29 protein-coding genes are annotated in these 26998 nt (G+C 64.0%); 12 read left to right on the forward strand and 17 right to left on the reverse strand.

The window, feature by feature from the left end; translation table 11 throughout:
- Window positions 1–84: 84 nt before the first annotated feature.
- Together GC148_RS09865 and GC148_RS09870 are read left to right on the forward strand one after the other, a co-directional pair.
- Window positions 85–1548 carry a leucyl aminopeptidase gene (locus GC148_RS09865; protein ID WP_291070555.1) on the forward strand — a complete coding sequence of 488 codons (1464 nt, stop codon included), beginning with the start codon at window positions 85–87 and terminating at the stop codon, window positions 1546–1548.
- Window positions 1541–2014 (forward strand): DNA polymerase III subunit chi, encoded by a 474-nt coding sequence (locus tag GC148_RS09870; protein ID WP_291070556.1) that lies wholly within the window; start codon window positions 1541–1543, stop codon window positions 2012–2014. The genes GC148_RS09865 and GC148_RS09870 overlap by 8 nt, the downstream gene beginning before the upstream one ends.
- Before the next feature lie 64 nt (window positions 2015–2078).
- On the opposite strand, the gene GC148_RS09875 is transcribed toward GC148_RS09870, so the two are convergent.
- The 4 genes from GC148_RS09875 to GC148_RS09890 all read right to left on the reverse strand — a co-directional run bounded on the left by GC148_RS09875 (window position 2079) and on the right by GC148_RS09890 (window position 5143).
- A complete protein-coding gene (locus GC148_RS09875) occupies window positions 2079–2414 on the reverse strand; it encodes a zinc ribbon domain-containing protein YjdM (protein ID WP_291070557.1) in 336 nt (111 codons plus the stop codon).
- 40 nt (window positions 2415–2454) lie between these two features.
- Window positions 2455–2889: a PaaI family thioesterase gene (locus GC148_RS09880; protein WP_291070559.1), complete on the reverse strand. Its 435-nt coding sequence runs from the start codon at window positions 2887–2889 to the stop codon at window positions 2455–2457.
- A 95-nt stretch (window positions 2890–2984) separates the two neighbouring features.
- Window positions 2985–4271: an MFS transporter gene (locus GC148_RS09885; protein ID WP_291070560.1), complete on the reverse strand. Its 1287-nt coding sequence runs from the start codon at window positions 4269–4271 to the stop codon at window positions 2985–2987.
- On the reverse strand, window positions 4268–5143 hold the full coding sequence (locus GC148_RS09890) for an alpha/beta hydrolase (RefSeq protein WP_291070562.1): 876 nt from the start codon (window positions 5141–5143) through the stop codon (window positions 4268–4270). Before GC148_RS09890 ends, GC148_RS09885 begins: the two co-directional genes overlap by 4 nt.
- A gap of 104 nt (window positions 5144–5247) precedes the next feature.
- Here GC148_RS09890 and GC148_RS09895 point away from each other — a divergent pair, with 104 nt between their 5' ends.
- Window positions 5248–6015, forward strand: coding sequence for a TetR/AcrR family transcriptional regulator (locus tag GC148_RS09895; protein WP_291070564.1), 768 nt, complete (start codon window positions 5248–5250; stop codon window positions 6013–6015).
- A 119-nt stretch (window positions 6016–6134) separates the two neighbouring features.
- Here the strand turns inward: GC148_RS09895 and GC148_RS09900 are convergent, their stop codons facing one another.
- On the reverse strand, window positions 6135–8471 hold the full coding sequence (locus GC148_RS09900) for a TonB-dependent receptor (protein ID WP_291070565.1): 2337 nt from the start codon (window positions 8469–8471) through the stop codon (window positions 6135–6137).
- 243 nt (window positions 8472–8714) lie between these two features.
- Between GC148_RS09900 and ndk the strand changes: the two genes are divergently transcribed.
- Window positions 8715–9137, forward strand: a complete 423-nt coding sequence (ndk, locus tag GC148_RS09905) for a nucleoside-diphosphate kinase (protein WP_291070566.1) — start codon at window positions 8715–8717, stop codon at window positions 9135–9137.
- A gap of 231 nt (window positions 9138–9368) precedes the next feature.
- On the opposite strand, the gene GC148_RS09910 is transcribed toward ndk, so the two are convergent.
- The 3 genes from GC148_RS09910 to erpA form a co-directional block, all read right to left on the reverse strand.
- Window positions 9369–10535: an epoxide hydrolase family protein gene (locus tag GC148_RS09910; protein ID WP_291070567.1), complete on the reverse strand. Its 1167-nt coding sequence runs from the start codon at window positions 10533–10535 to the stop codon at window positions 9369–9371.
- Between the two features lie 48 nt (window positions 10536–10583).
- Window positions 10584–11315 carry a hypothetical protein gene (locus tag GC148_RS09915; protein WP_291070569.1) on the reverse strand — a complete coding sequence of 244 codons (732 nt, stop codon included), beginning with the start codon at window positions 11313–11315 and terminating at the stop codon, window positions 10584–10586.
- Window positions 11316–11438: 123 nt separating this feature from the next.
- Window positions 11439–11780 carry an iron-sulfur cluster insertion protein ErpA gene (erpA, locus tag GC148_RS09920; RefSeq protein ID WP_291070570.1) on the reverse strand — a complete coding sequence of 114 codons (342 nt, stop codon included), beginning with the start codon at window positions 11778–11780 and terminating at the stop codon, window positions 11439–11441.
- 27 nt (window positions 11781–11807) lie between these two features.
- Between erpA and GC148_RS09925 the strand changes: the two genes are divergently transcribed.
- From GC148_RS09925 to scpB, 5 genes are all read left to right on the forward strand, one after another.
- Window positions 11808–12980 carry a deoxyguanosinetriphosphate triphosphohydrolase gene (locus GC148_RS09925; RefSeq protein WP_291070571.1) on the forward strand — a complete coding sequence of 391 codons (1173 nt, stop codon included), beginning with the start codon at window positions 11808–11810 and terminating at the stop codon, window positions 12978–12980.
- A 104-nt stretch (window positions 12981–13084) separates the two neighbouring features.
- Window positions 13085–13891, forward strand: a complete 807-nt coding sequence (locus GC148_RS09930; protein ID WP_291070572.1) for an SPOR domain-containing protein — start codon at window positions 13085–13087, stop codon at window positions 13889–13891.
- Window positions 13891–14928, forward strand: a complete 1038-nt coding sequence (locus GC148_RS09935) for a glycoside hydrolase family 3 N-terminal domain-containing protein (protein ID WP_291070573.1) — start codon at window positions 13891–13893, stop codon at window positions 14926–14928. Before GC148_RS09930 ends, GC148_RS09935 begins: the two co-directional genes overlap by 1 nt.
- On the forward strand, window positions 14925–15755 hold the full coding sequence (locus tag GC148_RS09940; protein ID WP_291070574.1) for a ScpA family protein: 831 nt from the start codon (window positions 14925–14927) through the stop codon (window positions 15753–15755). The genes GC148_RS09935 and GC148_RS09940 overlap by 4 nt, the downstream gene beginning before the upstream one ends.
- On the forward strand, window positions 15742–16743 hold the full coding sequence (gene scpB, locus GC148_RS09945) for an SMC-Scp complex subunit ScpB (protein ID WP_291070576.1): 1002 nt from the start codon (window positions 15742–15744) through the stop codon (window positions 16741–16743). Before GC148_RS09940 ends, scpB begins: the two co-directional genes overlap by 14 nt.
- A 24-nt stretch (window positions 16744–16767) precedes the next feature.
- Here the strand turns inward: scpB and GC148_RS09950 are convergent, their stop codons facing one another.
- From GC148_RS09950 to GC148_RS09965, 4 genes are all read right to left on the reverse strand, one after another.
- Window positions 16768–17376, reverse strand: a complete 609-nt coding sequence (locus GC148_RS09950) for a DUF1287 domain-containing protein (protein WP_291070577.1) — start codon at window positions 17374–17376, stop codon at window positions 16768–16770.
- Between the two features lie 43 nt (window positions 17377–17419).
- Complete coding sequence (locus GC148_RS09955) at window positions 17420–18091, reverse strand: nitroreductase (protein ID WP_291070578.1); 672 nt, start codon at window positions 18089–18091, stop codon at window positions 17420–17422.
- Between the two features lie 61 nt (window positions 18092–18152).
- On the reverse strand, window positions 18153–19415 hold the full coding sequence (locus tag GC148_RS09960) for a cytochrome P450 (RefSeq protein WP_366063623.1): 1263 nt from the start codon (window positions 19413–19415) through the stop codon (window positions 18153–18155).
- Window positions 19416–19605: 190 nt separating this feature from the next.
- Window positions 19606–20091, reverse strand: coding sequence for a DUF2244 domain-containing protein (locus GC148_RS09965; protein WP_291070581.1), 486 nt, complete (start codon window positions 20089–20091; stop codon window positions 19606–19608).
- Between the two features lie 182 nt (window positions 20092–20273).
- Between GC148_RS09965 and nth the strand changes: the two genes are divergently transcribed.
- Entirely contained in the window at window positions 20274–20948 is a 675-nt protein-coding gene (gene nth, locus GC148_RS09970) for an endonuclease III (protein ID WP_291070582.1), read from the forward strand.
- Here nth and GC148_RS09975 read toward each other — a convergent pair.
- Complete coding sequence (locus GC148_RS09975; protein WP_291070583.1) at window positions 20945–21820, reverse strand: hypothetical protein; 876 nt, start codon at window positions 21818–21820, stop codon at window positions 20945–20947. The two genes, nth and GC148_RS09975, sit on opposite strands and share 4 nt — an antisense overlap.
- Window positions 21821–21911: 91 nt before the next feature.
- Between GC148_RS09975 and GC148_RS09980 the strand changes: the two genes are divergently transcribed.
- Window positions 21912–22910 carry an adenosine kinase gene (locus tag GC148_RS09980; protein ID WP_291070585.1) on the forward strand — a complete coding sequence of 333 codons (999 nt, stop codon included), beginning with the start codon at window positions 21912–21914 and terminating at the stop codon, window positions 22908–22910.
- Here GC148_RS09980 and GC148_RS09985 read toward each other — a convergent pair.
- Window positions 22907–23497: a 2-hydroxychromene-2-carboxylate isomerase gene (locus tag GC148_RS09985; RefSeq protein WP_291070587.1), complete on the reverse strand. Its 591-nt coding sequence runs from the start codon at window positions 23495–23497 to the stop codon at window positions 22907–22909. The two genes, GC148_RS09980 and GC148_RS09985, sit on opposite strands and share 4 nt — an antisense overlap.
- A 60-nt stretch (window positions 23498–23557) precedes the next feature.
- On the opposite strand from GC148_RS09985, the gene GC148_RS09990 reads away from it, so the two are divergent.
- Complete coding sequence (locus GC148_RS09990) at window positions 23558–23896, forward strand: helix-turn-helix domain-containing protein (RefSeq protein WP_291070589.1); 339 nt, start codon at window positions 23558–23560, stop codon at window positions 23894–23896.
- A gap of 24 nt (window positions 23897–23920) precedes the next feature.
- Here GC148_RS09990 and hslU read toward each other — a convergent pair whose 3' ends face one another.
- The 3 genes from hslU to hslV form a co-directional block, all read right to left on the reverse strand.
- Window positions 23921–25228: an ATP-dependent protease ATPase subunit HslU gene (gene hslU / locus GC148_RS09995; protein WP_291070591.1), complete on the reverse strand. Its 1308-nt coding sequence runs from the start codon at window positions 25226–25228 to the stop codon at window positions 23921–23923.
- Between the two features lie 83 nt (window positions 25229–25311).
- Window positions 25312–26433: a hypothetical protein gene (locus GC148_RS10000; RefSeq protein WP_291070593.1), complete on the reverse strand. Its 1122-nt coding sequence runs from the start codon at window positions 26431–26433 to the stop codon at window positions 25312–25314.
- Window positions 26426–26983, reverse strand: coding sequence for an ATP-dependent protease subunit HslV (gene hslV, locus GC148_RS10005; RefSeq protein WP_291070595.1), 558 nt, complete (start codon window positions 26981–26983; stop codon window positions 26426–26428). The genes GC148_RS10000 and hslV overlap by 8 nt, the downstream gene beginning before the upstream one ends.
- Between the last annotated feature and the right edge of the window lie 15 nt (window positions 26984–26998).

Raw genomic sequence — 26998 nt, forward strand, 5'->3', positions numbered from 1 at the left:
AGTTAGGACGTGCGAATTCCCTTGCTAACGAGTTGCGCTTGGCGCGTCGATGCTTAGTTTCCGCTCACAACGGAGTTTCCACATATGAAGATTACATTCGCAGAAAGCGCCAAGGCCGATATCGCCGCATTCATCGTTGATGAGGGCGACAAGCTGCCGGAAGCGGCCGCTGCGCTGGACAAGGCGTCCGGCGGCCTCCTGTCCGAGGCGCTGGAAGGCGGCCGGTTCGACGGCAAGACCGGCCAGCAGGCCGTGGTAGTGCTGCCGAAAGGCCTCGATGCACGCCGTGCCGTCCTGCTCGGCGGCGGCAAACCGAAGAAGCGTGACAGCCGCGGGCTGGAGAATATCGGCGCCAATCTGGTCAAGGCCGTCGGCTCCAGCGGCTTCAAGTCGGCCTCGATCGTGGCCGGCGATGCCGAATCAGCCGCGCGCGTTGCGGTCGGCGCCAAGCTCGCTGCCTATCGTTTTGATACCTACTTCACCAAACTGAAGCCCGACCAGAAGCCCAGCCTGTCCGGCCTCACAATTCTTTCGACCGATCCGAAAGCCGCCAAGGCCGCCTATGCGCCGCTGGATGCGGCCACCGACGGCACCTATCTCGCCCGCGACCTCGTGAACCTGCCGCCGAACGACCTTTATCCGGCCTCGTTCGCCGAGAAGATCCAGGAATTGGCTTCGCTCGGCGTCGAAGTCGAAGTCCTCGGCGAAAAGCAGATGGCCAAGCTCGGCATGGGCGCGCTGCTTGGCGTGGGGCAGGGCTCGGTCAAGGAAAGCCAGCTCGGCATCATGAGATGGAACGGCGGCAAGCCGGGCGAGGATCCCGTCATCCTCGTCGGCAAGGGCGTCTGCTTCGACACCGGCGGTATTTCGCTGAAGCCGGGTCCGGGCATGGAAGAGATGCGCGGCGACATGGGCGGTGCAGCCGCCGTGACCGGCACCATGCGCGCCCTCGCGCAGGCGAAAGCCAAGGTCAATGTCGTCGGCCTGATCGGCCTTGTCGAGAACATGCCGGACGGCAATGCCATCCGCCCGGGTGATATCCTCCGCTCGGCTTCGGGCCAGACCATCGAAGTGCAGAACACCGACGCTGAGGGCCGCCTCGTCCTGTGCGACGTGCTCTGGTACGCGCAGGAACATTTCAAGCCGAAAGCGATCGTCGATCTGGCCACCCTTACCGGCGCCATCGTCATCTCGCTCGGCCACCACCATGCCGGCCTCTTCTCGAACAGCGACGACCTCGCTGAGGAGCTGACCAAGGCCGGCCTCGCCGAAGGCGAGCGCGTGTGGCGCCTGCCGCTCGGCCCGGAATACGACTCCCTGATCAAGTCCAAGTTCGCCGACATGCGAAACATCGGCGGCCGCGCAGCCGGCTCGATCACGGCGGCGCAGTTCCTGAAGCGCTTTGTCAAGGATGGCGTGCGCTGGGCCCATATCGACATTGCCGGCGTGGCCTGGGTCGAAGGCGAAAAAGCCCCGACCGATCCGAGCTGGGCGTCCGGCTTCGGCCCGCGCCTCCTGACCAAGTGGATCACGGAAAATTATGAGTGAAACGGTCCGGCCCGAATGGTGGTTCTACCATCTTTCGCGCACCGCGCTTGAAGCCGCCGCGCCGCCTCTGATGCAGAAATGCCTCGAGGCGGGGTGGCGGGTTCTCGCGGTCTCACCGGACATGGAGCGCCTCGCCAAGCTCGACGCCGCGCTCTGGGCCTTTGACGAGGCCTCCTTCCTGGCCCACGGACAGGCTGAAGCCCCCGGCCTCGACGCCGCGCGCCAGCCGGTCCTGCTCAGCGCCAAGCTCAAGAACGCCAACAACGCGGATGCGCTCGTCCTGATGGACGGTACGGACTCGCCCATCGAGGCGCCGTTCAAGCGCTGTATGGTCTTGTTCGAAGACCGCGACCAGGCCGCCCGCGCCAAGGCCCGCGAACAGTTCAAGGCCGCCAAGGACTCCGGCCTCGTCACCCGCTACTTTCAGCAAACCTCCGCAGGCGGATGGAAAGAGGCCGGGGTTTGATGCTGACTTGCCGGCCGCGCTCGTCCGGCGGGACGGCGGAGAAGAGCTGGCGGGGCTTTGACGTCTAAGCCTTCTTCACAAACTCGGACTTCAGTCCCATCGCGCCGATGCCGTCGATCTTGCAGTCAATGTCGTGGTCGCCGTCCACCAAGCGGATGTTCTTCGCCTTGGTGCCGCGCTTCACCACCAATGAGCTACCCTTCACCTTCAGGTCCTTGATCACCGTGACGGTGTCGCCATCGGCCAGCGGATTGCCCACCGAATCCCGGATCACCTTCTCGCCCGCAGGGGCGCTGGCCGCCGCCGCCCATTCATGCCCGCACTCCGGACAGATAAACAGGGGGCCGTCCTCATAGGTGAGGACGGATTCGCATTCGGGGCAGGGTGGCAGGTCGGTCATGCAGGCTGGCCTAACGGCCGCGCGGCCTACGCGCAAGGCCTCAGACCTTTGGCCGCAGGACCATCTGCGAGCAGCGGAACAGCGCCATCCGCTTGCCCTTCTCGCTGGTCACCTCGCAGTCCCACACCTGCGTCGAGCCGCCGATATGCACCGGCGTCGCCACCGCAAGCACGCGACCTTCCAGCGCGGTCGAAAAGAAGTTGGTCTTCAATTCGATCGTCGTGAAGCCCGTCGCGCCGTCTTTGATATTGGCGACCGTGCCATAGCCGCAAAGGGAGTCGGCAAGCGTCACGAGACCGCCGGCGTGGAGGAAGCCGTTCGGCGCATGATGATGTGGCCGGATGTCGAAATACGCCTCGAACCGGTCGCGCGCGGCATGGGTCACCACTATGCCGATATGGCCAGGCAAGGCTCCGGCGCCACGTGTGTTGAACCGCTCCGGCGTCAGCTCGCTGTCAGGCAAAGTATAGGTCATCGGCAAACTCCGTTCTTTTTCAGAACTTACGTTCGCCGTGTTCCGCAGACAAGCCTGACGCCGCGCAATGTTCCAGCAACGTCAATTGAGGCGCGCTATTCCGCCGCCCGCGCTGCGTCCCGGCGGTAATTCTTCGTCGCCATCAGGAGGCAGACGATGCTGGCCAGGTTGAACAGCAGGATCAGTTCCAGCGACCGGGCTAGTGGGTGTGCCGCGCCGGTGGACGCAAAATGATCCGACAGCAGGCCCGCGATCCAAGGACCGCAGCCGATGCCGATCAGCGTCAGGCAGAACAGCATGAACGCCGACGCGAACGACCGCATACGGAGCTTCACCAGTTCCTGCGAGGCGGTATAGGCCACGCTCGCATAGATCAGGCCGATGAAGCTTGGCACCACGTTCCACGCATAGGCCATCTCCACGTTCGGCGCGCGCAGGAACATCCAGGCAAAGGGCAGGGCGATCGCCGCGCAGATCGCAATGATCAGCGGCCGCCAACGCAGGTCTTTCTTCGACAGCGTGTCACACACTCGGCCCAGAACAACCGCGCCGATACTGCCGACACCGCCAATCAGCACGCCCAGCGGCAGCGACACCTGGCCCGGCGAAAGTCCATAGGTGCGCTGCAGGTGGCTGGAGGTGAACACGAGGAAGGCGTTCGCCGAGATGCAGATCAAGAGGCAGCCCGCCAGCAGCCAGAGGTAAGACGACTGGCCGAATACGAACTTCACGGTCTCCGCCAACGTTGGCGCCGGTCCGTCATCCTTGCGCTGGTCCGCCAGTCCGCGCACCGGCTCAGGAATGGCAAAGCGGACCGTCAGGGCAAGGAGCAATCCCGGAATACCCGCCACGAAGAAAGCCGCCCGCCAGCCCCAGAGTTCGTACACATAGCCGCCCAGTGCAAAGCCGGCCATGATGCCGAGGCCTATACCGCTGGTATAGACGCCGAGCGCTGTGGCGCGTTCCTGCGGCGGATAGAGATCGGCAATCATCGAGGTCGCCGGCGGCGTGCCGCCCGCTTCCCCCACGCCGACGCCCATCCGCGCCAGCAGGAGGTGCCAGAACGTCTGCGCCAGGCCGCACAGCGCCGTCATCGCAGACCAGATCGTCAGCGCCAGAGCGATGATGTTGCGCCGGTTGCCACGGTCCGCCCACATCGCGACTGGAATGCCGAGCGTTGCATAGAAGGCCGCGAAGGCGAGCCCGGTCAGCATGCCCAGCTGGCTGTCCTGCAATCCGAGTTCGTTCTTGATCGGCTCCAGCAGGATCACCAGAATCTGCCGGTCCACATGGTTGAACGTATAGGTCAGCGTCAGCACCGCCAGCACCCAGGCCCGGCCGGAAATCTTCGGCGCCGCAGTCGGAATCGTTGTTGAGATCATGCCTTGGTCTCCAGGCGTGTGAGGAATTCGGGGAGGGCGGCAACCGCCTCCGGCTCGTCGAGGATCGGCGCATGGCCGACGCGCGGCACGGTCACGAGCTTCGCGTCCGGATGCCGGCGCACCATCTCGCGTGCCGTCTTGTCGGATAGCAGATCGGAAATCCCGCCGCGCACCACCAGCAGCGGCGCCTTCTTCAGGCTTGCGAACAGGCGCCACAGCGCAAAGTGCGCCAGGACGCCCGGCTTCACCTTGCCCAGTCCACGCGCAATGTTCGGGTCATAGTCCAGCACTACCTGACCATCGGGCAGTTCGCGATAGGTGCGCCGCGCGAAGTCCATCCAGCGCGCCTCCGGCATGTCGGGGAAGGCCGCGCCCTGGATGGTTTTCACGGCCTCGGCGGCGCTCTCCCATCCGGTCACCGGGCGAACCTTGCCAGCATAGCCGGCGATGCGCGTGATCCCGGTTTTCTCGACGACCGGGCCGACATCATTCAGCACCACGCCGGCGATCCTCTCAGGCATCTGTCGCATCATCAGCAGCGAGATCAGGCCACCCATGGATGTGCCGACCAGCGCCACGCGGGTCAGGCCCAGCTGGTCAAGCAGGCGGCGCATGTCCTTGGCATAAACGCGCGGATCGTAATTGTCGGGGTTCGGGTCATGCGCCGAGCGTCCACGCCCGCGCACGTCCACCGCTATGAAGCGGAACGACCGGGGCAAGGCGGCGATCATCGGTTCGAAATCCTGATGGTTACGCGTCAGGCCATGCAGGCACAGCACGGTCAGTTTCGCGGTCCCGGGACCATAGGCTCGCGCGTAGAGAGAAAGGCCGTCCTCAGACGTCCAGTGTATGTCCTCTGCCTCAAGGTTCATCGCATCTCTCTCCCTGGCTCCGGACACTTCCGGTCCGTTTCAACGCCTGTTGAGGACTTTGCAGGAAACGAACAATCGTGCAAGCTTCTGAAGCCCAGCCTACTTTGACTCTCCGGCCTGCAAGGGTCCATAACACCCACAAGAACAATTATGAGGATACGCCTCTGAGCGCTCGCAAGCCCCCCACGCCGCCCAAGACAGATCGGGCTGCCGCGATCCTCGATGCTGCCGAAGCCGAATTCAGCGCTCATGGTTTCGACGGCGTCACGCTGCGCACCATCGCCAAGCGAGCGGGCGTCGATGTCGCGCTGCCGCACTATTACTTCGACTCGAAGGACAATCTCTTCGTCGCGGTCTTCGACCGGCGTGCGAAGATGCTGAACGACTGGCGCGAAGAGGCGCTGATTGCGGCCATCGATGCCGCCCGGCCAAAGGCGCCCACCGTAGAAGCCATCGTGCGGGCCTATCTGGAGCCGCTGCTGAAAGGCCCGCACCTCGCCGAGCCGGGCTGGAAATACTATTACGCCCTCGTCGCCTACGTGAACAACGCGCCGGGCTGGGGCGGCCGGCTGATGGGTGAGCATTTCGATCCGCTCATCCGCAAGTTCCTGGATGCCTTGCGCCTCGCGATTCCCGGCATCGATCCGAAGGATCTCTACTGGGGCTATCATTGCTTCTCCGGCGCGCTCACGCTGGCCCTCGCCCAGACGGGCCGTATCGACAAGCTTTCGGGCGGCTTCGTGCGGTCTGAAGATCTCGCAGACGCCTGTGAGCATATGGTGCCCTTCATCACCGCCGGTTTCGAGGCGGCTAAGAAAGCCGTTCCGCCGGCCCGTGCCAAGGCCGCGCGCGTCAAAAGCTCAGCCCACTGATCGCACCTTCCACGCCAAGAAAAAGGGGCGACGCCCCTTGGACACCGCCCCAGTCTTGAGGCTCCCGGCGGTCCTGCCACTGTTGCGGCAGGACCTGGGAGGAAACGCGCCAGGCGCCCCTAGAAGTTGTAGTCGATCCCGAACGTAAAGGTGCGCGGATCGCCGTAGAAGGCCGTCAGAACTCCTTCGAGACCCAGCGTCGATCCGCCGGCCGCGTTGAGGAAGTTGTAGCCCGACACCTTGTACTGTTCGTCGGTCAGGTTCTTGGCCGTCAGCGTGAAGCCCCACGGGCTATCGTTTTCCTGCCAGCGCAGGCCGAGGTCGACGAGCGCATAACCAGGCTGGTCAAGCGCGCTCGGGATCTCGAACTGGTAGGTCTTGCTGCGATAGGACCTCATCGCGTTGATCTTCAGGCGGCCTTCTTTCAGCATCAGGTCGAACGGCGTGTCATAGGTCAGGCGCAGGCTGCCGGTCAGTTCCGGCGTGTTCTGCACCTTGCGTTGCTTGGCGACATCGACGCCCACGTTGTTGATGAACTCGTCATACTTGGCGTTGATGTAGCCGACGGACAGACCGCCGGTCAGCGTGTCGGAGTCGTTGAACATCTCTTCGCCGAGGAGGGCGTTGCCCTCGTACTCGAGACCCCAGATGGTCGCTGCACCGGCGTTGGTGGTGACGCCGGCAAACGTGTCCGCCACGCCGTCATTGTTGGTATCAACACCGACCGAACCGGGGATCTGCACGTCCTTGTAGTCCATGTAGAACGCGGCCAGGCTCGATTGCAGGCGGCTGTCGAACAGATTCGACTTCCAGCCGATTTCATAGCTGTCGACCTCTTCCGGTTCGAACAGCATGAACGATTTGACTTCGTCTGCGGTTACGGTGCCGCTCTGGTCGAAGTCCGGCGCCGCCGTGGACAAGCCGCGCGGGTCGAAGGAGCCGCCCTTGAAGCCCTGCGAGTAGGTCACATACAGCGTGTGCTCGTCCACCGGCTTGTAGGTCAGCGAGGCGCGCGGGCTGAAATCGTCGAAGGTTTCCGAACCGCGGAAGTTCGACGTGGTCGCAATCGGAACACCCGAGCCGCCGAAGAAGTCGGAGAAGCCGCCGATGAAGGTGCGGCGCAGTACGTAGGACGAACGCTCGTCTTCGGTGTAACGGCCGCCCACGGTGACCGACACCTGATCAGTCAGGTCATAGGTGAAGTCGCCGAAGATCGACCAGGTCTTGGTGCCAACCTCGCCATAGGTCTGGGCGTTGAGGCCCGGCAGGTTCAGCAGCGTGCCGGTCGTGCCGAGCAACACGTCAAACACCGTGCTGGCATTGGCGTCGAGATAGTAAGCGCCGACAATACCGTTCAGGCGGTCGCCCGAGTACAGGACCTGGAACTCTTCCGAGAACTGATCGTTCTCGTAGATCGCAGGCACGTCGACGTCCGCTTCCGGCAGTGAGTCGAAGTCGATCGGCGTCGTGCTCGAATCCTCGCGGTAGGCAACGATGTTCTTGATCGTGAAACTGTCGTTCAGCGTGTATTCGCCGACCAGCGACACACCTTTGCCTTCGGCATTCTGCTCGACGACATCGAGGCCAGCGCGGGTGTCATAGACATCCTGCAGGACGGGGTAGGTCGAGGGCGGGAAAAGGTCGGGGATCAGGCGGTGACCCTGGCGGGCGTTCGACTCATCGGAGAGATAGTCCCCGGCCAGGCGCAGCTGGAAGTCCGGCGTCACGTCCCATTCGGCCGACAGGCGATAGGCTGCCACGTCCTTGTTGTAGTTTTCCTCGCCGGTGATGATGTTCTCGCCGAAGCCATCGCGCGTGAAGAAGGCAAGACCGCCGCCCACGCGGAACGTTTCGGAGATCGGCAGCGAGGCAGACGCCACGATGTCGGCCTGATTGTACGAACCATAGGCGCCGCGCGCCTTGAAGGTCGGGTCTTCGGACAGGCCCTTGGTGACATATTTCACCGCGCCGCCGATCGTGTTGCGGCCGTACAGCGTGCCCTGCGGGCCGCGCAGCACCTCGATCCGGTCGATGTCATAGACTTCGAGCACGGCGCCCTGCGGGCGGTTAAGGTAAACGTCATCAACATAGATGCCGACGCCGGATTCAAAGCCGGCCACCGGGTCTTGCTGGCCGACGCCGCGGATGAAGGCCGAAAGGGTGTTGTTCGTGCCGCGCGACACTTCCAGCGTCACGTTGGGCGAGATCTTCGCGACTTCATCCAGCGTCGAGACGCCGAGATCGGCCAGGAGGTCGCCATTGAAGGCCGAAACCGACAGCGGCACGTCGAGCAGGTTTTCCTCGCGGCGCTGAGCGGTCACGACGACTGCGCCAAAGCGGCGCTCTTCGGTCGCTTCGGGCGCCGCGCCGGTGTCTTCCTGGGCATACGCCGTCAGCGGCGTCAGAGCGCTTGCCGCCATTGCGGCAAACAGCAGTTTGTTGAAGTGAGCAGCCATTGATTGTCCTCCCGGGACTCGTGTGTGAGCTTTTATGTGCCTCAACATATGTTGAGGATTTTCAACAGTCGTTGAAAATGCACAGGTCTTCTGTGCTGTCAATTGTTCCCGCCTCAGGGACGAAATCCTTCCGGCGGGCGTTGCATTCGGGAGACAGGTCACCGCCTCTGCCCTGTTGCAGGGAGGGGGGCAGACCGCTATAGGCCCCCCAAATCCCACAACCCAATCAGTCAGGAAGCCCCCATGGCCGCGCAGCGCACCTTTTCCATCATCAAGCCGGACGCCACCGAGCGTAACCTTACCGGCGCCATTAACGCTGTTATCGAGAAGGCCGGCCTGCGCATCATCGGCCAGCGCCGCATCCAGATGACCACCGCCCAGGCCGAGCGCTTCTACGGCGTGCACCGCGAGCGCCCCTTCTTCCGCGAACTTGTTGACTTCATGACCTCGGGACCGGTCGTCGTTCAGGTCCTTTCCGGCGACGACGCGGTCGCGAAATACCGCGAAGTGATGGGCGCCACCAACCCGGCCGACGCCGCCGAAGGCACCATCCGCAAGCTCTTCGCCAAGTCGATCGGCGAAAACTCGGTCCACGGTTCGGACTCGGCCGAGAATGCCGAAATCGAGATCGCTCAGTTCTTCTCAGAAGCCGACATCGCCGGCTGAGCCCATCTGCTCCCATTCCAGACAAAAGCCGGCCGGGTCCCCCAGCCGGCTTTTTTATGCCCGCTTGAACTTAACCCCTGCCGCTCATCCCGGCGAACACAAAAGCCCGGACCCAGACTTGAGCCAAGCCCGTCCTTCCGGCTTTCGCCGAGATGAGCGGAGGTTCGAAAACTCGAGCACCCTGAAAACACCGACCAGAACCGAACCCAGCGTCCGGGCGCCCGCGCAGCGTCAAACCTCGCGCGCCCAGGCGCGCAGGTCTTCGACATAGATCTCCGGCACTTCCATCGCGGCGAAATGGCCGCCGCGCGGCATATCGGTCCAGCGGGTCAGGTTGTAGGTGCGCCGCACCCAGCTTTGCGGCGGCGCGAGGAGGTAGCGCTCGCCCGGATAACTGGCAAAGGCCGTCGGCGTCTCGCACCGTTCGCCCTCTGCAAGGGCATTCCCGCCCTCCTGGAACAACGCATTGTAATACCACACGCTGGTCGCAATCGCATCGTTCACCAGATAGAGCATCACATTGGTCAGGAGCTGGTCGCGCGTGTAGACATCGAGAAGTCCGCGTTCGGACAAATCGCTCCAGCCATGGAACTTCTCGAGGATCCATGCGGCCGTTCCCATCGGCGAATCCATCAGCGCCATGGCCAGCGTCTGCGGCTTGGTCGCCTGTTGCATCAGGTAGGCGCCCTCGGCCTGCATCATGGCTTGCGCAGCCTGTGCCCAGGCGGCTTCCTCCGGGGTCTGAGGAAGGGCCGGCGTCGGTCTCAGCGCCATCATGTTGAGATGGATTGCCCGTGTGCCGCCCTTGCCATCCACGGTGCCATGGTTCTTGCCGAGCCAGGACGTGACCATCGAGCCCCAGTCGCCGCCTTGCGCCAGATAGGTCTCGTAGCCGAGCACGTCGCGCATCAGCTTGTCCCACAGCGTCGCCGTCGCGCGCTGGCCGAGCGGCGAGGCCGGCTTGCCGGAGAAGGCATAACCGGGCAGTGACGGAATCACGAGATCGAATGCGTCTTCCGGCCTTCCTCCGTATTCCGATGGAAAGGCCAGCGGTCCGATAACCTGCCAGAACTCGTAGATGCTGCCGGGCCAGCCATGGGTGACCAGCAAGGGCCGCTTGCCCTTCGCCTCGCCGAGGACATGCACGAAATGGATGGATAGGCCGTCAACTTCTGCCGTGAAGTGCGGCCAGCGGTTCAGCTCGTCTTCGGCTTTACGCCAGTCATACGTGTCCAGCCAGTAGCGTTGGAGGTCCTGCATCACCGGTGTCGACATGCCATAGGCGAAGCCCTGCTCATTGGCCGGGGCAGGGAACCATCTGTACGCTTCGACCCGTGCGCGGATGGCGGCGAGTTTTTCGTCGGGGATGTTGATGGTAAAAGGATGTGGTTGAGTCATGGCGCGCAGTTTAGGCCGCTGCGATCCAAGCGCAATCGTGCCCGTAGGTCAGGCCAGCTGGCGCTTCAGCAGATTCACGGCCGCCGAGAGAAACGCGCTGCGTGACGTGTCCGGTAGCAGATCGATCGCCTTGTGCGTCATGTCGGTCCGCGCGGTATTCGCAAATGCCCACTCTGTGAGGCCTGCGATGTCCGGCACAGGTTTGTCTTCGCCGAGGTGTGTCTTTTCTGAAAGCAGATAGCGCGGCAAAGCTCCGCCAACGAGCAGGGCGTAGTGGGCTTCAATCGGCGCACAAGGCGTGATGAAGTCGACAAGCAGCGACGTCGTCTCGCCGGGTGTTGTGACAACCTGAATGCTTGTAATCGGCATCGGTTCGCCCGGCGTGCGAGCCACGACCCCGGCGATCTGTTTCATTGTTTGGGCCTGCCAGCCATCTAGCCTGGTCGACAGGATCTCGATGGCTTCAGCCGGTCTGTTCAGGAACCACTCCGGCAGGAAGGCGTGCTGAAGTGCGTAGAAATCAGGTCGCGCCTTGGCGCGCACAGCCTGCGCGTTCGGAGGCGTGCCGGCATCCGGCAAGCTGATCGTCACCGAGCAGGATTTCTTGCAGCGGCTGCAATCGAGCGTCTGTCCATACATCCAGACGGCGTCAGGCCGCTGCGCGGCTTTCACGAGTTCCGCCGCATTGGGGGGAAGCAGCCCGCCCGGCGTCAGCTCGGCGCCCGATGGGCAAACCAAGGCCGACACGGCCTGTCGCGCCTGCTCTGCATTCTGAGCCACGATGGGGGCGAAAGCCGGAGCGGCGTTGCATTTCTTCTTGCCGAACATAGCGAAGCCTCGATTACGGTTTTGTCACACACTACCGTGGCCGATGGCCGCCGCAATGGCGCCACTGCTGCGGGCTCAGACCGAAAAGCTGGTGCCGCAGCCGCATCCCGATGTCGCATTCGGGTTCTTGATCTTGAAGGCTGCGCCGATCAGTTCGTTCGTGAAGTCGATCTCGGCGCCTTTCAGGAATTCGAGGCTCATCTCGTCGATCACTACCCGCGCGCCGTCGTGCTCGACCACGAGATCGTCTGGATTCGCCTCGGGGGCGAAATCGAACTTGTAGGAAAACCCGGAACAGCCCCCACCTTCGACGGAAACACGCAGGAATGCCGCGCCGTCCTGTTTGGCGAGAATCGCGTTAATCCGCTTCGCAGCCGAGGCTGTAAGGGTCACATCCGGGGTAGAAACTTCGGTCATGGGCAGAACATAAGGACGAAACCGGCCATGGAAAAGAGAGCCCCGTTCTCAACCCGGCACGAAGCGAGCCGCGGACGCTTCTTCGAGGAGGCGCCTTCTGCGACCCGCACGCCGTTCCAGCGGGATCGCGACCGCATTATCCATGCCACCGCTTTTCGCCGCCTGAAGCAGAAAACCCAGGTTTTCGTGGCCCATGAGGGGGATCATTTCCGCACAAGGCTGACCCATTCGCTGGAAGTGGCCCAGATTGCCCGCACGATTTCCCGCACGTTGGGCCTCGACGAGGACCTCGCCGAAACCCTCGCGCTCTGCCACGATCTCGGCCATCCGCCCTTCGGCCATGCCGGCGAAGACCAGCTCGACGCCTGCATGCGCCCTTATGACGGCTTCGACCACAACGCCCAGTCCTTGCGCATCGTGACCCGGCTGGAGCGGCGCTATCCGCAATTTGACGGGCTGAACCTGACCTGGGAGACCCTCGAAGGCCTGGTCAAGCATAACGGTCCGCTGACCGGTCCGGACACCTCGATCAACGACCTTCCGGCCGCCTTCCGGGACTTCCCGCATCTCGCTGCTCTGGAAATCGACCAGTTCGCCGGGCCCGAGGCCCAGGTGGCCGCCCTGTCGGACGACATCGCCTACAACAATCACGACATCGACGACGGCATCGCCGCCGGCCTGTTCACGGTCGAGGACCTGATGCCGCTGCCGGTCGTGGGGGATGTGTTCCGGGGTGTGCGGCTGGAATTTCCGGAAATCGACGACCGGATGGTCTCCTACGAGGCCGTGCGCCGCCTGATTGGCCTGTGGATAAATGACCTCGTCGGCGAGACCCGCGCCCGGGTGAAGCGGCACAAGCCGAAATCGGCCGCAGAGGTGAGGGCGATGGACGCTCCCCTGATCGCCTTTTCGGACGCGCTGGAGGGGCCGCAACGGGCCCTGCGGAGCTTCCTGTATGCGCGGATGTACAAGCACTACAAGGTCAACCGGATGCGTTCGAAGGCCAAGCGGGTGCTGGAGGACCTGTTCGGTGTGTTCCTCACCGAACCGCAGACCCTGCCTCCGCCCTGGAGCGGATTGGCAATCCCTCTTCCGGAGGATCAGCGCGCCCGCGTCGTGTGCGATTATATCGCCGGGATGACCGACACGTACGCCCTTGAGGAACACCGCCGACTGTTCGATTCGCGCAGCCTCGTCTGACCTCTGAAAACACAGCGAAAACTGGCGAAATCGCCGGTCTTCAAGGCTCGTTAAGGAAACGGGCCTAGTTGTTAACCTCACGGATTCTAAGCAGGGAGCGACCCATGAGCCGAGCAAGCTCACACGGTGAGGACTATTCCCCTTTCGACGACGACTATCGCGGTTTCGATGTGCGCGAGGACGAAACGGCGCGCGGCCCGCTGATCCTGACGCTGGCCATCGGCGTGCTGCTGATTTTCGGCGCGGTCGTCTGGAACACCTACCGCCAGGGCGTGCGTCCGGACGGCGAGGGCCTGCCCAGTGTGCTGGCCGAGGCCGAACCGTTCAAGCAGGTGCCGGCCAATCCCGGCGGCGTGGAAGTGCCCAATACCGACAAGCGGTTCTATGACGAGATGGACGCCACCGCGCGCGAGCCAGTGGCTGAGCCACCGCCCGCCGCACCGCTGGAACTGGCCGGGGCCGGCGCCGTCAGCGACGGCGAGCCGACCCAGCTGCGCCGCGGCCCGGTCGAGCCGGTGACCGACCTGACCCAGACGCCCGGCATGCCGGCGCCGGCAGAGACCACTGTGCTGACCCCGTCCAATGCGCCCGTCGAGGTGGCCGAGCCTGTGGCCACGCCGCAGCCGCAAGGCCCGCGTGCCCGCTTCGCCTTCACCGCCAACGGTGACTACCTGGTCCAGATCGCCGCGCTGCGGTCTGAAGAGGCTGCCGAGACGGCCTGGAAACGGGTGACCAATTCGGCGCCGGAACTCTACTACGGTGCCACCAAGGTGATCCAGCGGGCCGACCTCGGTTCGGAGGGTGTGTTTTACCGGTTGCGCGTCGGCGCCTTTGCCGACAGATCGGAGGCTTCGGCCTTCTGTGAAGCGATCAAGGAAGCCGGTGCCAACTGCATCGTGGTGAACGGATAGTGGTCAAAGCCTGCATTCTCAGCGTGTCCGGGCCGGTGCTTCTGCCGGCCGAAGCGGCTCTTTTCCGGGCTGAACATCCTTGGGGCGTGATCCTCATGGGCCGGTCCTGTTTGAGCCGCATGCAGGTGCGCCGCCTGGTGGCCGACATCTGGGACGCCACAGGCCGCGAGACGCTGATCTTCATCGATCAGGAAGGGGGCCGGGTCGCCCGCCTCAAAGCGCCCGAATGGCCGCTCTTCCCGCGCGGTGCCGACTACGCGGCGGTCCATTCAGCAGATCCCGAAAAGGGCCGTGAAGCGGCCTGGCTGGGCCACCGGCTGATCGCGTCGGAACTGGCCGGCCTCTCTATCCATGCCGACTGTTCGCCTGTGGTCGATCTGTCTGTGCCGGGCGCCCATGACATCATCGGCGACCGCGCCTTCGGCACCGAGCCGGTCGCCATTGCAGACCTCGCCGCCGCCGCGCTGAAGGGCCTGGCCGATGGCGGCGTTGCCGGCGTTATCAAACACATCCCCGGCCATGGCCGCGCCTATGCCGACAGCCATCTGGAACTGCCGCGCGTCACCGCCGGCGACAACGAACTCGCCAAGGATTTCGACGCCTTCGCCCGGGTGGCCCACGCGCCGATGGCGATGACGGCCCACATTTCCTACGACGCTTTCGATGCCGGCAAGGCCGCCACCGTCTCGCGGATCATGATTCAAGACGTCATCCGGGGCCGAATCGGGTTTGATGGCCTCCTGATGACGGACGATCTGGGGATGAAGGCGTTGGGCGGCACCTTGACCGAGCGGGCGGACGCCTCGATCGCGGCGGGCTGCGATGTCCTGCTGCACTGTTCGGGCTTCCTGAAAGACCCTGCCGAAATCCTCGCCGAGATGACCGAAGTGGCCAAGGCTGCGCCCGTCCTCAAAGGCAAGGCCGAAGCGCGCGCCGCCGCAGCGGACGCCATCGGCCGCCGCAGCGAACCGTTTGAAGCCGCCAAGGGCTGGCGCCGGTTCCACGACCTCTTCCCGCAGCTGGAGGCGATGGCATGAGCAATGACGCGATCTCCATCGATGCCCTGTCGGCCGACGTGGCCGATGCCGATGGCGTGAATGTCTTTTCGGTCGACGTGCCTGGCTATGAAGGCCCGCTCCATCTTCTGCTCGAACTGGCCCGGCGCCAGAAGGTGAACTTGCTGCAGATCTCGATGCTTCAGCTGGCCGAGCAATACCTGCACTTCATCGAGGATGCGCGCGCCAAGCGTATTGATCTGGCGGCGGACTATCTGCTGATGGCATCCTGGCTCGCCTTCATGAAGTCGCGCCTGCTGCTGCCGAAGCCGGAAGCGCTCGATGATGACGCGCCAAGCGGCGAAGAAATGGCCGCGCGCCTGTCCTTCCGCCTGAAGCGGCTCGAGGCGATGCGCCAGGCTGTGCGTGAACTGGAAGCCGGCCCGGTGCTCGGCAATGTCGTCTTCCTTCGCGGTGCGCCAGTGCAGCCGAAGGTCGTCAAGCTGACCGAATACACGGCCTCGCTCTACGATCTCACCTCCGCGTTCGGAACCATCCGTGACCGGAAAGAAAAGGAAGCGCCCCACCGGATCGTGCAACAGCCGGTCATGCCGCTCGAAATGGCCCGAAACTCACTGCGCGGCCTTCGCAAACAGCTCGAGCAATGGTCGAGCCTCGACGATATCCGCACCGCCATGTCGGAAAACACGCCGGACGTGCCCGGCCGTTCCGTGACCGCCAGCGTGTTCTCTGCGGCGCTCGAATTGACCCGCGACGGCGAGGTCGATATGCGCCAGGACGCGCATTTCGCCCCGATCTACCTTCGCAATGCCGCTCGCGCCGGGGAGGCCCTCGATGCAACCGCTTGAGAAATTCCAGATGACCCACGACACGCCGGAAACGCACCGGGACGCCCTGAGCCAGCTATCGGACGCGCAAGCCCGCGCCGAGATGGATCTGCTCGGTGGTCGCGATGCGGCCCTGGCCGAAGGCGTGCGCCGTGCGGAAGCCGTTCTGTTCGCGGCCGGCGAACCGCTGTCTGCGGAGCAGGTGTCCGAGATCCTGCCGCAGGGAATCGAGGCCGGCGAAGTGCTGATGGCCCTGCGCGCGCTTTATGCCAAGCGCGGTGTGAACCTTGTTGAAGTCGCCGGCAAATGGCGGTTCCAGACGGCGCAGGATTTGTCCTACCTGTTTGTCGAAGAGCGTCAGGTGCAGAAGAAGCTCGGCCAGGCCGCGCTCGAAACGTTGGCGATCATCGCCTATGGCCAGCCGGTCACGCGCGCCGAAATCGAAGCCGTGCGAGGGGTGGCAGTCGCGAAGTCGGTCATCGACACGTTGCTGGAAACAGGCTGGGTACGTGTGCGCGGCCGCCGCAAGACGCCCGGACTGCCGATCACCTATGGCACCACCGACAAGTTCCTCGAACATTTCGGCCTCGAAAGCCTCGACACACTGCCGGGCAAGGCCGACCTTGAGGCCGAAGGTCTGCTCACGGACGTTATCCCGTCGGGCTTCCAGATGCCGGACGAAGAGGCGCTGTCGGAAGACGACACGTTGATCGACGATCTCGGCAGCCTCGAGGATGTCGAAGCCTTCGTGACCGACTTCATGGAAGAGGAAGTTGTCGCCGCGCCGGCCGAAGCCGAGCCGGCGAACATGGCCGAAGCAGAGGTGGACGACGACGACGACGATGACGACGGCGCCGTCAGCGTCTTCGCCTATACGCGCCCGGCGCCGAAGCCCATGGAAGCCCCCGACGCCTTCGACCGCGACGCCGTGCAGGCCGCCGTCCGCAAGCTGCGCAACGAAACCCGTATGCCGCAACAACCCATGCATACTTGGCGGGACGACGAGTAGGGCCGAGGCAAACAGGAAAGCCCGCTACACCCCTAGCGGCGGGAACCGGAATCGCCGTGGCTGCTCATAGTCCGCGTACAGCTCATCTTCGCGTGTGCCGCCGCCGATGTTGTGGATGTACATCGCTGCGCCGGTCAGCGGGTCGTAGCCTGAGAAGATGGTGATATGCGGCAGACGCCCACCGAGGCGCATGGTCACGAGGTCGCCTACCTGCCAGTCGTCGCGCGTGCCGGGCGCATCGCGTTCATAGCCCTGACGTTCGAAATAGCGTTCGAGGTTCGGCACGCGGCGATGGTCGATGTTCTTGTCGGCGCGCGTCAGGCCCCATGTCTTCGGATAGGCGCTGAAATTGGCGGCCATGTCGTCGTGCACCAGAACCTGCAGGTCCACGTCGAAGGCATCGCGGTAGGCGCGGATCACCACGTCCGTGCACACGCCCACCTCGCGCGGCACGTCGCCGCCCGGATAGTCGAGCCGCACATAAGCAGGATCATAGCTGACCGTGACGCCGATCTGCCTGCGCGCGGCCTTGATCAGCTTGCGTGGCCAAGCGTTCTCCGCCTCGACCAGGGGCAAGGGCGGCAGCAGAGGCCAGGCGAGCGCGGAAGCGAATAAGGCACGGCGTGTCCACATGCGCCGATCAAAGCGCGCGCTTGCGGCAGGATTTTGTCCGAAATCAGAACCCTCTGAACTCGGCGATCTCGTCGATCGATGCGCGCTCGGCGTAGAGACGGTTGGCTTTTTCGTTCGGGTCGGGCTTGCCGACGGCCATGCCGCACCAGACCATCTCGGTCGGGCCGAGGCCGAAATGGGCTTTCAGGGTCGGGCGCAGGATGCCCCAGCATTCCTGCATGCAGGTGCCCCATCCGCGCTCTTCGGCGAGCAGGGCCAGCGTCTGCAGGTACATGCCGGTATGGCCCCACTGGCCGTGGCCCATGCGTTCGTCGATGACGATGAAGACGGCGAGCGGTGCGCTGAAGAATTGGAAATTGTTCGAGAACCAGCGCAGGCGCGCGGCGCGGTCTTCCCGCGGAATTTCGAGGGCTTCGTACAGCATTTCGCCAACGCGGCGGCGGCGGGCTTCGTGCGGCTCCCAGAGGTCCTTTGGATAGATGGGGCGATCCGTCGGCTCGCCGGCGGGGTTGGTCGCCAGTTTGGCGGCCGCAATCTCGATCACCTGGTCCTTTTCGGCGCCGGTCACGACGATCACGCGCCAGGGCTGCGTGTTGCCGCCCGAGGGCGCCCGCTGCGCGGCGGTGAGCCAGGCCTTCACCTCGTCCAGCGCCAGCGGATCAGGCAGGAAGCCCCGGGTGGAAATGCGCTGCGCGACTGCCTTTGAAACGTCCATGAAAAAACCTCCCGTCATTCCTGACAGGAGGTCTAATCAGGTTACGCCGGAGCGCCAGACCTTACTTCGGGTGAAGCAGGACCGGCATCCACGTATAGCCGCGCACGAAAGCGCCCGAGGTGAATGACGGCTCAGCCAGCACTTCGATATGGTCGAAACGGGCCATCAGTTCTTCCCAAAGGATCTTCAGCTGCAGTTCGGCGAGGCGGTTGCCCACGCAGCGGTGGATGCCGAAGCCGAAGGAGAGGTGGGCCCGGGCGTTCTTGCGCTCGATGTCGTAGAGTTCCGGGTCTTCCTTCCAGAAGTTGGTGTCGCGGTTGCCCGAGACGTACCACATGGCAACCTGCTCGCCCTTCTTGATCGTCTTGCCGCGGATCTCCACATCTTCCAGCGCGGTGCGGCGCATGAAGGACAGCGGCGTCTGCCAGCGGATCGTTTCCGACACCATGTTCGGGATCAGCTCCGGATCGGCTTTCAGCTTGGCATACTGTTCCGGATACTTGTTGAGCGCATAGACCGAGGCCGACATCGTATTGCGGCTCGTGTCATTGCCGCCCACGATCAGCAGGATGACGTTGCCGAGCAGTTCCATCGGCGTCATGTTCTTGGTCTTGTCGCCGTGGGCGAGCAGGCTGATCAGGTCGCCTTTTTCCGCTTCCGCGCCGCGCTCCTGGAAAATGCCCATGAAGGTGGTCAGGCACTGCATCATTTCCTGCTTCCACTGCTCCTCGCCGCCGGGGCAGATATCAGGGTTGTGCATGTTCGTGGCGATGTCCGACCAGCGGGTCAGCTCGCGGCGGCGTTCTTGCGGGTAGCCGAACAGGGTGGCCAGCATCATGCCGGTCAGTTCGATCGACACGCGGTCCACCCAGTCGAACGGTTCGCCGACCGGAAGGCTGTCGAGCACGGCCTGTGTGCGCGAACGGATCAGCGGCTCGTATTCCTTCAGCATGTTCGGCGCGACGGCCGGCTGGACGGTCTTGCGCTGTTCGGAGTGGCGTGGCTCGTCCATGGCGATGAACATCGGCATCTCGAAGTCTTCAAGCGGCGGCCCGAGGGTGATGCCGCCATACTCCCAGGAGGAGGAGAAGCGCTTGTGGTCAGTGTCGACCGCCATGATGTCTTCGTAGAGGGTGACCGACCAATAGGGGCCGACGAAGCTGTCCGGGGTGTAGTGGACCGGGTCTTCCTTGCGCAGGCGCTCCAGGCGGTCCCAGAACTTGCCCTGACGCCAGACTTCGGGGTCAACCACGTCGAGGGTCGCCAGATCCAGCTCGGAAGCCGGTTTCACCTGGCCATAGGTTTCCGTGTAGCCCGGGTGCATCGGCTCGCGCGGCGTGACCTTCGGGCGTTCCATTGCGGGATGGTTCTCGAACGAGAAGGTGTCGGCAGCCATTATTTTTCCTCCGGAGTCGGGCCCATCTGCGGGGCGAATGAACGTTCGGCAAATTATTTAGCACACCTGATTTCAAAAAACCATGACGCCTGCGTCATTTTTTGATGACGGGCTGTATTCAGGCCGGAAGGCGCTCGGCACGGGCAGCGGCAAGGGCCTTGCGCAGGGCGCCGGCGAAGGACTGGCGCTCCTCCGGGGTCAGGAACCGGCCGATCACGAAGGCCGTGCGGCCGTGTTCGATTCGCAGCCAGCTGGCATGGGTGACCGGTTCGGCCAGTTCCACCCGGGCGAAAGCAGACGGCACCTCGGCCTCCTTCTCGCGGCCCTTGGGGTCGATGTGGTGCATCCGGATGCTGCGCGCGGTCACCACGACCCGCGTCTGCTCCCGCAGCTTGCGGAACGACAGGCGGAAGGCGAGCCACACGGCGAACATGTCGAGCCCGAAGAAGCCGAGGATCGGCACCGCCCCCATCGAGTAGAACAACAGCCCCGTCAGGAAGAAGACCACCGCAATCACCGCCATGGCGATCGCGAAGCCGCGTTCGCTGAGCGACCGGTTGGGTGTCAGCGTCGCATCGAGGTAGATGGTTTCGCCGTGGTCCAAGGCCGTCCTCTCGTTTGCTTGCCGGGTCACGCACGGGTGACCGTTCTCGCCGGTGCGGGCGGAAGGCGGTGCGCATTCGGAGAAATACGTAGCATGCCCTTGCGTCCGGAAAAGGGCGCTCTATGCCTCAGTCCATGCCCCAAGCCGCCAAGCCCCGCAAAACTGCCGCGCCGCGCTCGAAAATGACGCGAGCTCAGGCGGCCGAACTGTTCGCCGCGCTCGCCGCCGACCGGCCGGACCCGCGCACCGAACTCGATTTCGTCAATCCCTTCACGCTGGTCGTCGCGGTGGCACTTTCCGCGCAGGCGACGGACGTGGGGGTGAACAAGGCGACGAAGAAGCTGTTCGCCGTGGCCGATACGCCGGAGAAGATACTCGCGCTCGGGGAGGACGGTGTCGCCCGGCATATCAAGACCATCGGTCTCTGGCGCAACAAGGCGAAGAACGTCATCGCGCTCAGCCGGAAAATCCTCGACGATTTTGGCGGCGAGGTGCCGCGCACCCGCGAGGAACTCACCACGCTACCGGGCGTCGGCCGCAAGACCGCCAACGTCGTTATGAACGAGGCCTTCGGCGAGCCGACGATTGCCGTGGATACCCATATCTTCCGCGTCTCGAACCGCACCGGCCTTGCCCCCGGCAAAACGCCCGACCAGGTGGAAGCCATCCTCGAGCGCGTCACGCCGCCAGAATTCAAGAAGGGCGCGCACCACTGGCTGATCCTGCACGGGCGCTATGTCTGCAAAGCGCGGACGCCGGAATGCTGGCAGTGCGCGATCCGTCATCTGTGTGCATACAAACCGAAGACGCCGGACCCGGGCAAGGTGGCCGGACTCGGGCCTCGGGTGGGGCGCTAAAACCCAATCCGCCGCGCAACACCCGCCGCCATCCGCTCGCCCAGTTCCGGGCCTTCGATCGGATAGAGGTACGGCTCCAGCACTTCCAGTTCCATCAACAACAGGCCTCCATCCGGTCCGCGCAGCATGTCGACGCGGCCGTAAAGCGGCGGCGCGTCCAGTGCGGCGATGATCGCGCGGGCAGCGGCCAGATCGTCCGTGGACGGCGTGATCTTTTCCTCGCGTCCGCCATAAGTGGACTGGATGCGGTAATCGCCGGGCTGGGCGCGCTTCACAAGCGCATGGCTGAATTCGCCGTCGATGAAGATGAAGGAGAGTTCGCCCTCGGTCTGGATCATCGGCAGGAAAGGCTGCACCATCATCGGGTGCGGCATCTCCGGGATCGGCTCGCCGCGCGTGAGGCGGTGCTGGCCCTTGGCGCCGGCCCCGATCTGGCGTTTGAACACGAGGTCATCGGCGCCCAGCGTGTCGAATGCGGCCCGGGCCGAGGCTTCATCCGCGACGTCGAGCCAGACGGTGGGGATCAGCTTTGCCCCCTTGGTTTCCAGCTCGCGCAGGTAGGTCTTGCGGATGTTCCAGGTGACCAGCGAGATCGGATTGAACAAGAGCGTCACGCTTTCTATCCGGCGCAGCGTTTCGAGGAATTCGTCCAGCCGGTCCCAATAGTCCCACGTCGTGCCGATCAACACCGCGCTGTAGCTTGCCCAGTCGGCTTTCGGGTCGTCCCAGGAGATATCCTCGACCGTCATGCCGCGTTCGGCGAAGGGGCCGCGCAGGGCGTCCATCATGAAGTCGTGCTCGAACGCATCGGTGCGGCGCACGAGGGAGCCGGGGATGGTCACGCGGCTGGCAAGATAGGCGATTTTCGTCATCCGGCGCGCTCTAATGAGGTCCGGGTCTTGTGTCTACAGCCCTGCTCTGGCAAGGCGCGGGGCTTCTGCAACGGCAAGGGAACGAGCAGGCATGAGCAGCGCAAAATATGATGTGGTCGGTCTCGGCAACGCCATCGTGGACATCCTGGCCATCGCCGACGACGCCTTCCTCGCCGATCTGGGCATCGAGAAAGACGCGATGCAGCTGATCGAGGAGCCGCGCGCCCAGCAGCTGACCGAACTAGCCCGTAACCCCGTCATCACCTCCGGCGGCTCCGGCGCCAACACGATTGCCGGCCTCGCCAGCTTCGGTGGCTCGGCCGGCTATATCGGCAAGATCGCGGACGATGAACTCGGCCACCAGTTCATGCGCGAGATGATGGCGACCGGCGTGCCCTTCCATACCCGCCCGCTGACCCATGGACCGGCCACCGCCCGCTCGATCATCTTTGTGACTGAGGATGGCCACCGCAGCATGAACACCTTCCTTGGCGCCTCGGTGCTTTTCTCGAAAGACGATGTCGATACGACGATGGTCCGTAATGGTCAGATCCTCTATCTGGAGGGCTACCTGTTCGACAAGGAAGAGGCGAAGACGGCCTTCGTCCATGCTGCCGAGATCGCAAAGGCGGCGGGCCGCAAGGTGGCCGTGACGATGTCGGACAGTTTCTGTGTCGACCGTCATCGGGCGAGCTTCCGCCAGCTGGTGAGGGGGTTTGCCGACATCGTGTTCGCCAATGAGGCCGAACTGCTGTCGCTGTACGAGACTTCGGATTTCGACGCGGCCCTGTCCGCCCTGCATGCCGATTGCGCGGTGGCCGCTGTCACACGCAGTGCCAAGGGCTCGGTGGTGATCGGGGAGGGCGAGCCGATTGTGGTGGCCGCCGAGCCGGTGAAGAAGGTGGTCGATACGACCGGCGCGGGCGATCAGTATGCGGCGGGCTTCCTGTTCGGCCTCGCGCGGGGCCTGCCGCTGGCGACCTGTGCTCGGCTAGGCCATATCGCGGCCGCAGAAGTCATCTCGCATTTCGGTCCGCGCCCGGAGCAATCCTATAAAGCGCTGGCCGAGGCGGCCGGTATTTACGTCTAAGAGAGCGCCCGCTCCACATAGTCCAGACGGTCATGACCAAAGAACAGATCGTCCTCGACGAAGAAGCTCGGCGCACCGAAGACGCCGCGTGAGATCGCCTCGTCCGTTGTGGCTTTCAGCTTTTCCTTGTTGGCCGGATCGGTCGCGAGCTGTGCAATGACGGCGGGGTCGAACCCGTTCGCCTCGCACAGCGCGCCTACCTGCGCCATGTCGCCCAGATCCACCGGATCCGGCCGGCCCCAGCCGGCGTTGAACAGGGTGATCACGAAGCGGCGCTGTTCGGCCTTGTCGGTCATGCCCGTGGTTGCGCGCAAGACGGCCAGCGTGTTGATGGGGAAGGCGGGGTTCATGTGCATCGGGATGCCGATATGCGCGGCGCAGCGTTGCAGGTCCCGGGCGAGGTATTTCCCCTTGGCGGGCACAGTGCCGGGGGGCTTGTTGCCGGTGCCCTGCATGACGCCGCCAAGGAACATCGGCCGCAGCAGCATTTCCTTGCCGGTGCGCGCCTCGACACCCAGCGCCACTGGCATGGCAAGATAGGCTGTGGGGCTTGTGTAATCGAAGAAAAACTCGAAGAAATCAGCCATGGCCCTGTTCCCTGCGTTTTGTTTTGGAACTTATTGCAAACTGGTTTAGAGGTGTCACGCATGAAATGGTCAGAACTCTCGGATAACTGGTGCCCCGTCGCCCGGACCCTCTCTGTGGTGGGGGACCGGTGGACGCTGCTGATCCTGCGCGATGCCTATCTGGGCAAATCGAAGTTCGAGGAGTTTGCCGAGTCCAGCGGGATGACGCGCCATATCCTGGCCGAGCGGCTGAAGCGCCTCGTGGAAGAGGGCGTGCTCGAACGCCGGCTCTATTCCAGCGCGCCCAAGCGCTACAACTATGTCCTGACCGATAAGGGCGAGGAACTCCGCCCGGCCCTGCGCATCATGAAGGACTGGGGCAAGAAACATATGCCCGTGCGCCGCGAGGCGAAGGCTTGAGGCCTCGCCCAAAGAGACATAATCTCAAAGAATGAACTTCGACAGGTCCGCGTCGCCCGCGAGCGTGCCGACCTTTTCGTCGACATGGGCGGCGGTGATGGTGAAGATCTCGCCGGCCTTGTCCGGTGCGTCGAAGCTGATCTCGTCCAGCAGGCGTTCCAGCACTGTCTGCAATCTCCGTGCACCAATATTCTCGACGGACTTGTTCACCGCTTCGGCGAGGTCTGCCAGACGGTCCAGCGCCGCGTCCTCAAAGACAAGTGTCACGTTTTCAGCCGCCATCAGCGCTTGGTATTGTTTGATCAGACTGGCTTCGGGCTCCACCATGATCCGGCGAAGGTCGTCGCGGGTGAGCGCGTCCAGTTCGACGCGGATCGGCAGGCGTCCTTGCAGTTCGGGCAGCAGGTCCGATGGCTTGGATACGTGGAAGGCGCCTGACGCGATAAAGAGAATATGATCCGTCTTCACCGCGCCGCGTTTGGTGGAAACGGTCGTTCCCTCGATCAGCGGCAGCAGGTCGCGCTGCACGCCTTCGCGGCTGACATCTGCGCCGCCGCGATCCTTGCGGGCAGCGATCTTATCGATCTCGTCGAGGAAGACGATACCATCCTCTTCGACCGCGGCGAGCGCCTCGCGCACCACGGCGTCTTCATCGACCAGCTTGTCGGCTTCCTCGGTCAGCAGCGGCTTGTAGGCGTCCTTGACGGTCGTCCGTACACGCTTCGTTTTGCCGCCCATCGCCTTGCCGAGCATTTCGGACAGGTTGATCATGCTCATCGAGCCCTGCTGGCCGGGCAGGTCGAACATCTGCATCGGGTTGCTGCCGGATTCGGAAAAGTCGATGTCGACGTCCTTGTCGTCGAGTTCGCCGGCGCGCAGCTTCCTCCGGAAGACTTCGCGCGTCGAGCTTTGTGCTTCCTCGCCGACCAGCGCGTCCAGCAGGCGCTCTTCGGCCTTGTCCTGCGCTGCCTTGCTGACCGCGGCGCGCTTCTGCTCGCGCACCATGTTGACGGCCGCTTCCACGAGATCGCGCACGATCTGCTCGACGTCCCGGCCGACATAACCGACTTCGGTGAATTTCGTCGCCTCGACCTTCAGGAAGGGCGCGTTGGCGAGCCGGGCGAGGCGGCGGGCGACTTCCGTCTTGCCGACACCGGTCGGCCCGATCATCAGGATATTCTTCGGGGTGATCTCGCCGCGCAGGCTTTCCGGGGCTTGCTTGCGCCGCCACCGGTTGCGCAGCGCGATGGCGACCGCGCGTTTGGCGGCGTTCTGGCCAACGATGTGGCGGTCGAGTTCGGCAACGATTTCGCGGGGGGTAAGCTGGGTCATGAAAGGGCTCGGATTGATATCGAAAAGTCCATAAATCGGGAGGGGCTACGCGGCCGGTTTGTGGACAGTTTCTGGGCGGTTTTTCAGGCCGGCTCGGGCGGGAAAATTCGGGCGGCGATCCCGGTCTTCGGCATCCAGCCCAGCACCCAGCGCCGAGCCGAATGCCAGCCGCCGCCCAGCGCGATGATGCCGGTGCCGAGCAGGAGCGTGGTGGCGATGAACGTGTTCATGCCGCCGCCGCCCACGGCCTCGACGACCTGGCCGAGCGCCAGCCAGAAGCTGAGGAGGCTGGAGACGACGAGCGCCCGACGGTTGAGCGCCAGCGACAGGAAGCCCAGCCCCACGAGGCAGGCGAGTAAGGTCATCGCTTCAGGTGTGCTGGGCGTCGCAGTCGGAGCGCCCATGACAATGCCGCGCAGGCCGAGGATGATCTGCGGCGCTGCCGCGACGTGCAACCAAAATGCATTGTCCGACAGGCGGGTGATGCGGCCGGGATCCTGCTGGTCGAACCAGATCGCGGCGGCCAGCGTGGCAAAGCCGATGAGTACCGACAGCAGGCCGCCGATGACGAGGCCCGCACTGCCGAAGAAACCGGCGAAGGTGTAGGCGGCCGCGGCGGTCGAGACCGCCATCAGGAACATGCAGAAGGGTAGGCGGAAGCGCAGCCAGGCGACCAGCGCCGCGCCGCCGCAACCGAGGAAGGTGCTGATCCCGGTATTGCCCAGCGTCTCCCAGGCCTGGCTCAGGCTGCTGACGGTTTCGGGATTGGCGCCGGTCAGGCCGCTCAGCAGCATTCCGACCGACAGGCCGGAATACAGGGTGAAGACCGAGACGGCGGCCATGGTCGGCAGGAGCATCCGGCGGCGGCCGCCGAAATACTCGGCCAGCAACCACATCACGCCGGCGACCGGCATCAGGATGACCGCCCCGAAGGCGCCGGCATTACCGCCGGTGACCATCGACCAGAACTTCGGACCGAAGAAGAGGCCGGTGATTCCGGTCAGGCCCATCGCGAGGATGACGATGCCGATGGTGATGAAGATGTCGTTGAAATTGTTGAGGAAGCGCAGGTTCTCGTCCGTGGCGACCGCGGTGCGCGGGTCGCGGATTGCGCGGCTGGCGAGGAAGGCTTCAAGGCGCGTGGCCTGATCGCGGGTGAGGATGCCCGCCTCGACGGCGGCGCGGATGTCGGACGGCTCAAACATCGAGGGTTTCCATAGTGAAGTGCGCGTTGGTGTACACGCAGATGTCGGCCGCGATCTCCATCGCCTTGCGGCCGATCACCTCGGCATCCTGTTCGTATTCATAAAGGCCCCGCGCCGCCGAGAGGGCAAAATTGCCGCCCGAGCCGATGGCGACCACCGGATGCTCGGGCTCCAGCACATCGCCGGCGCCGGTGATGACCAGAGTGCTGGTCTTGTCGGCCACGATCAGCAGGGCTTCGAGCTTCTGGAGGTAGCGTTCGGTGCGCCAGTCCTTCGCCAATTCGACCGCTGCGCGCTGCAGCTGGCCGGGGAAGCGCTCCAGTTTCTGTTCGAGCCGCTCGAACAGGGTAAACGCATCGGCGGTGGCGCCTGCGAAGCCGGCGAGGATCTTGCCGTCGGCGATTCGACGCACCTTGCGGGCGTTGCCCTTCATGATGGTGGCCCCCATCGAGACCTGGCCGTCTGAGAGCATCACGATCTTGTTGCCCTTGCGCACGGCGAGTACGGTCGTGCCATGCCAGCCCAGGCCGGAATTTTCTTGCGTTGTCATGGGTCTGAAAGTGGG

The organism is Hyphomonas sp. (genome assembly GCF_016125515.1).
Lineage (GTDB): Bacteria > Pseudomonadota > Alphaproteobacteria > Caulobacterales > Hyphomonadaceae > Hyphomonas.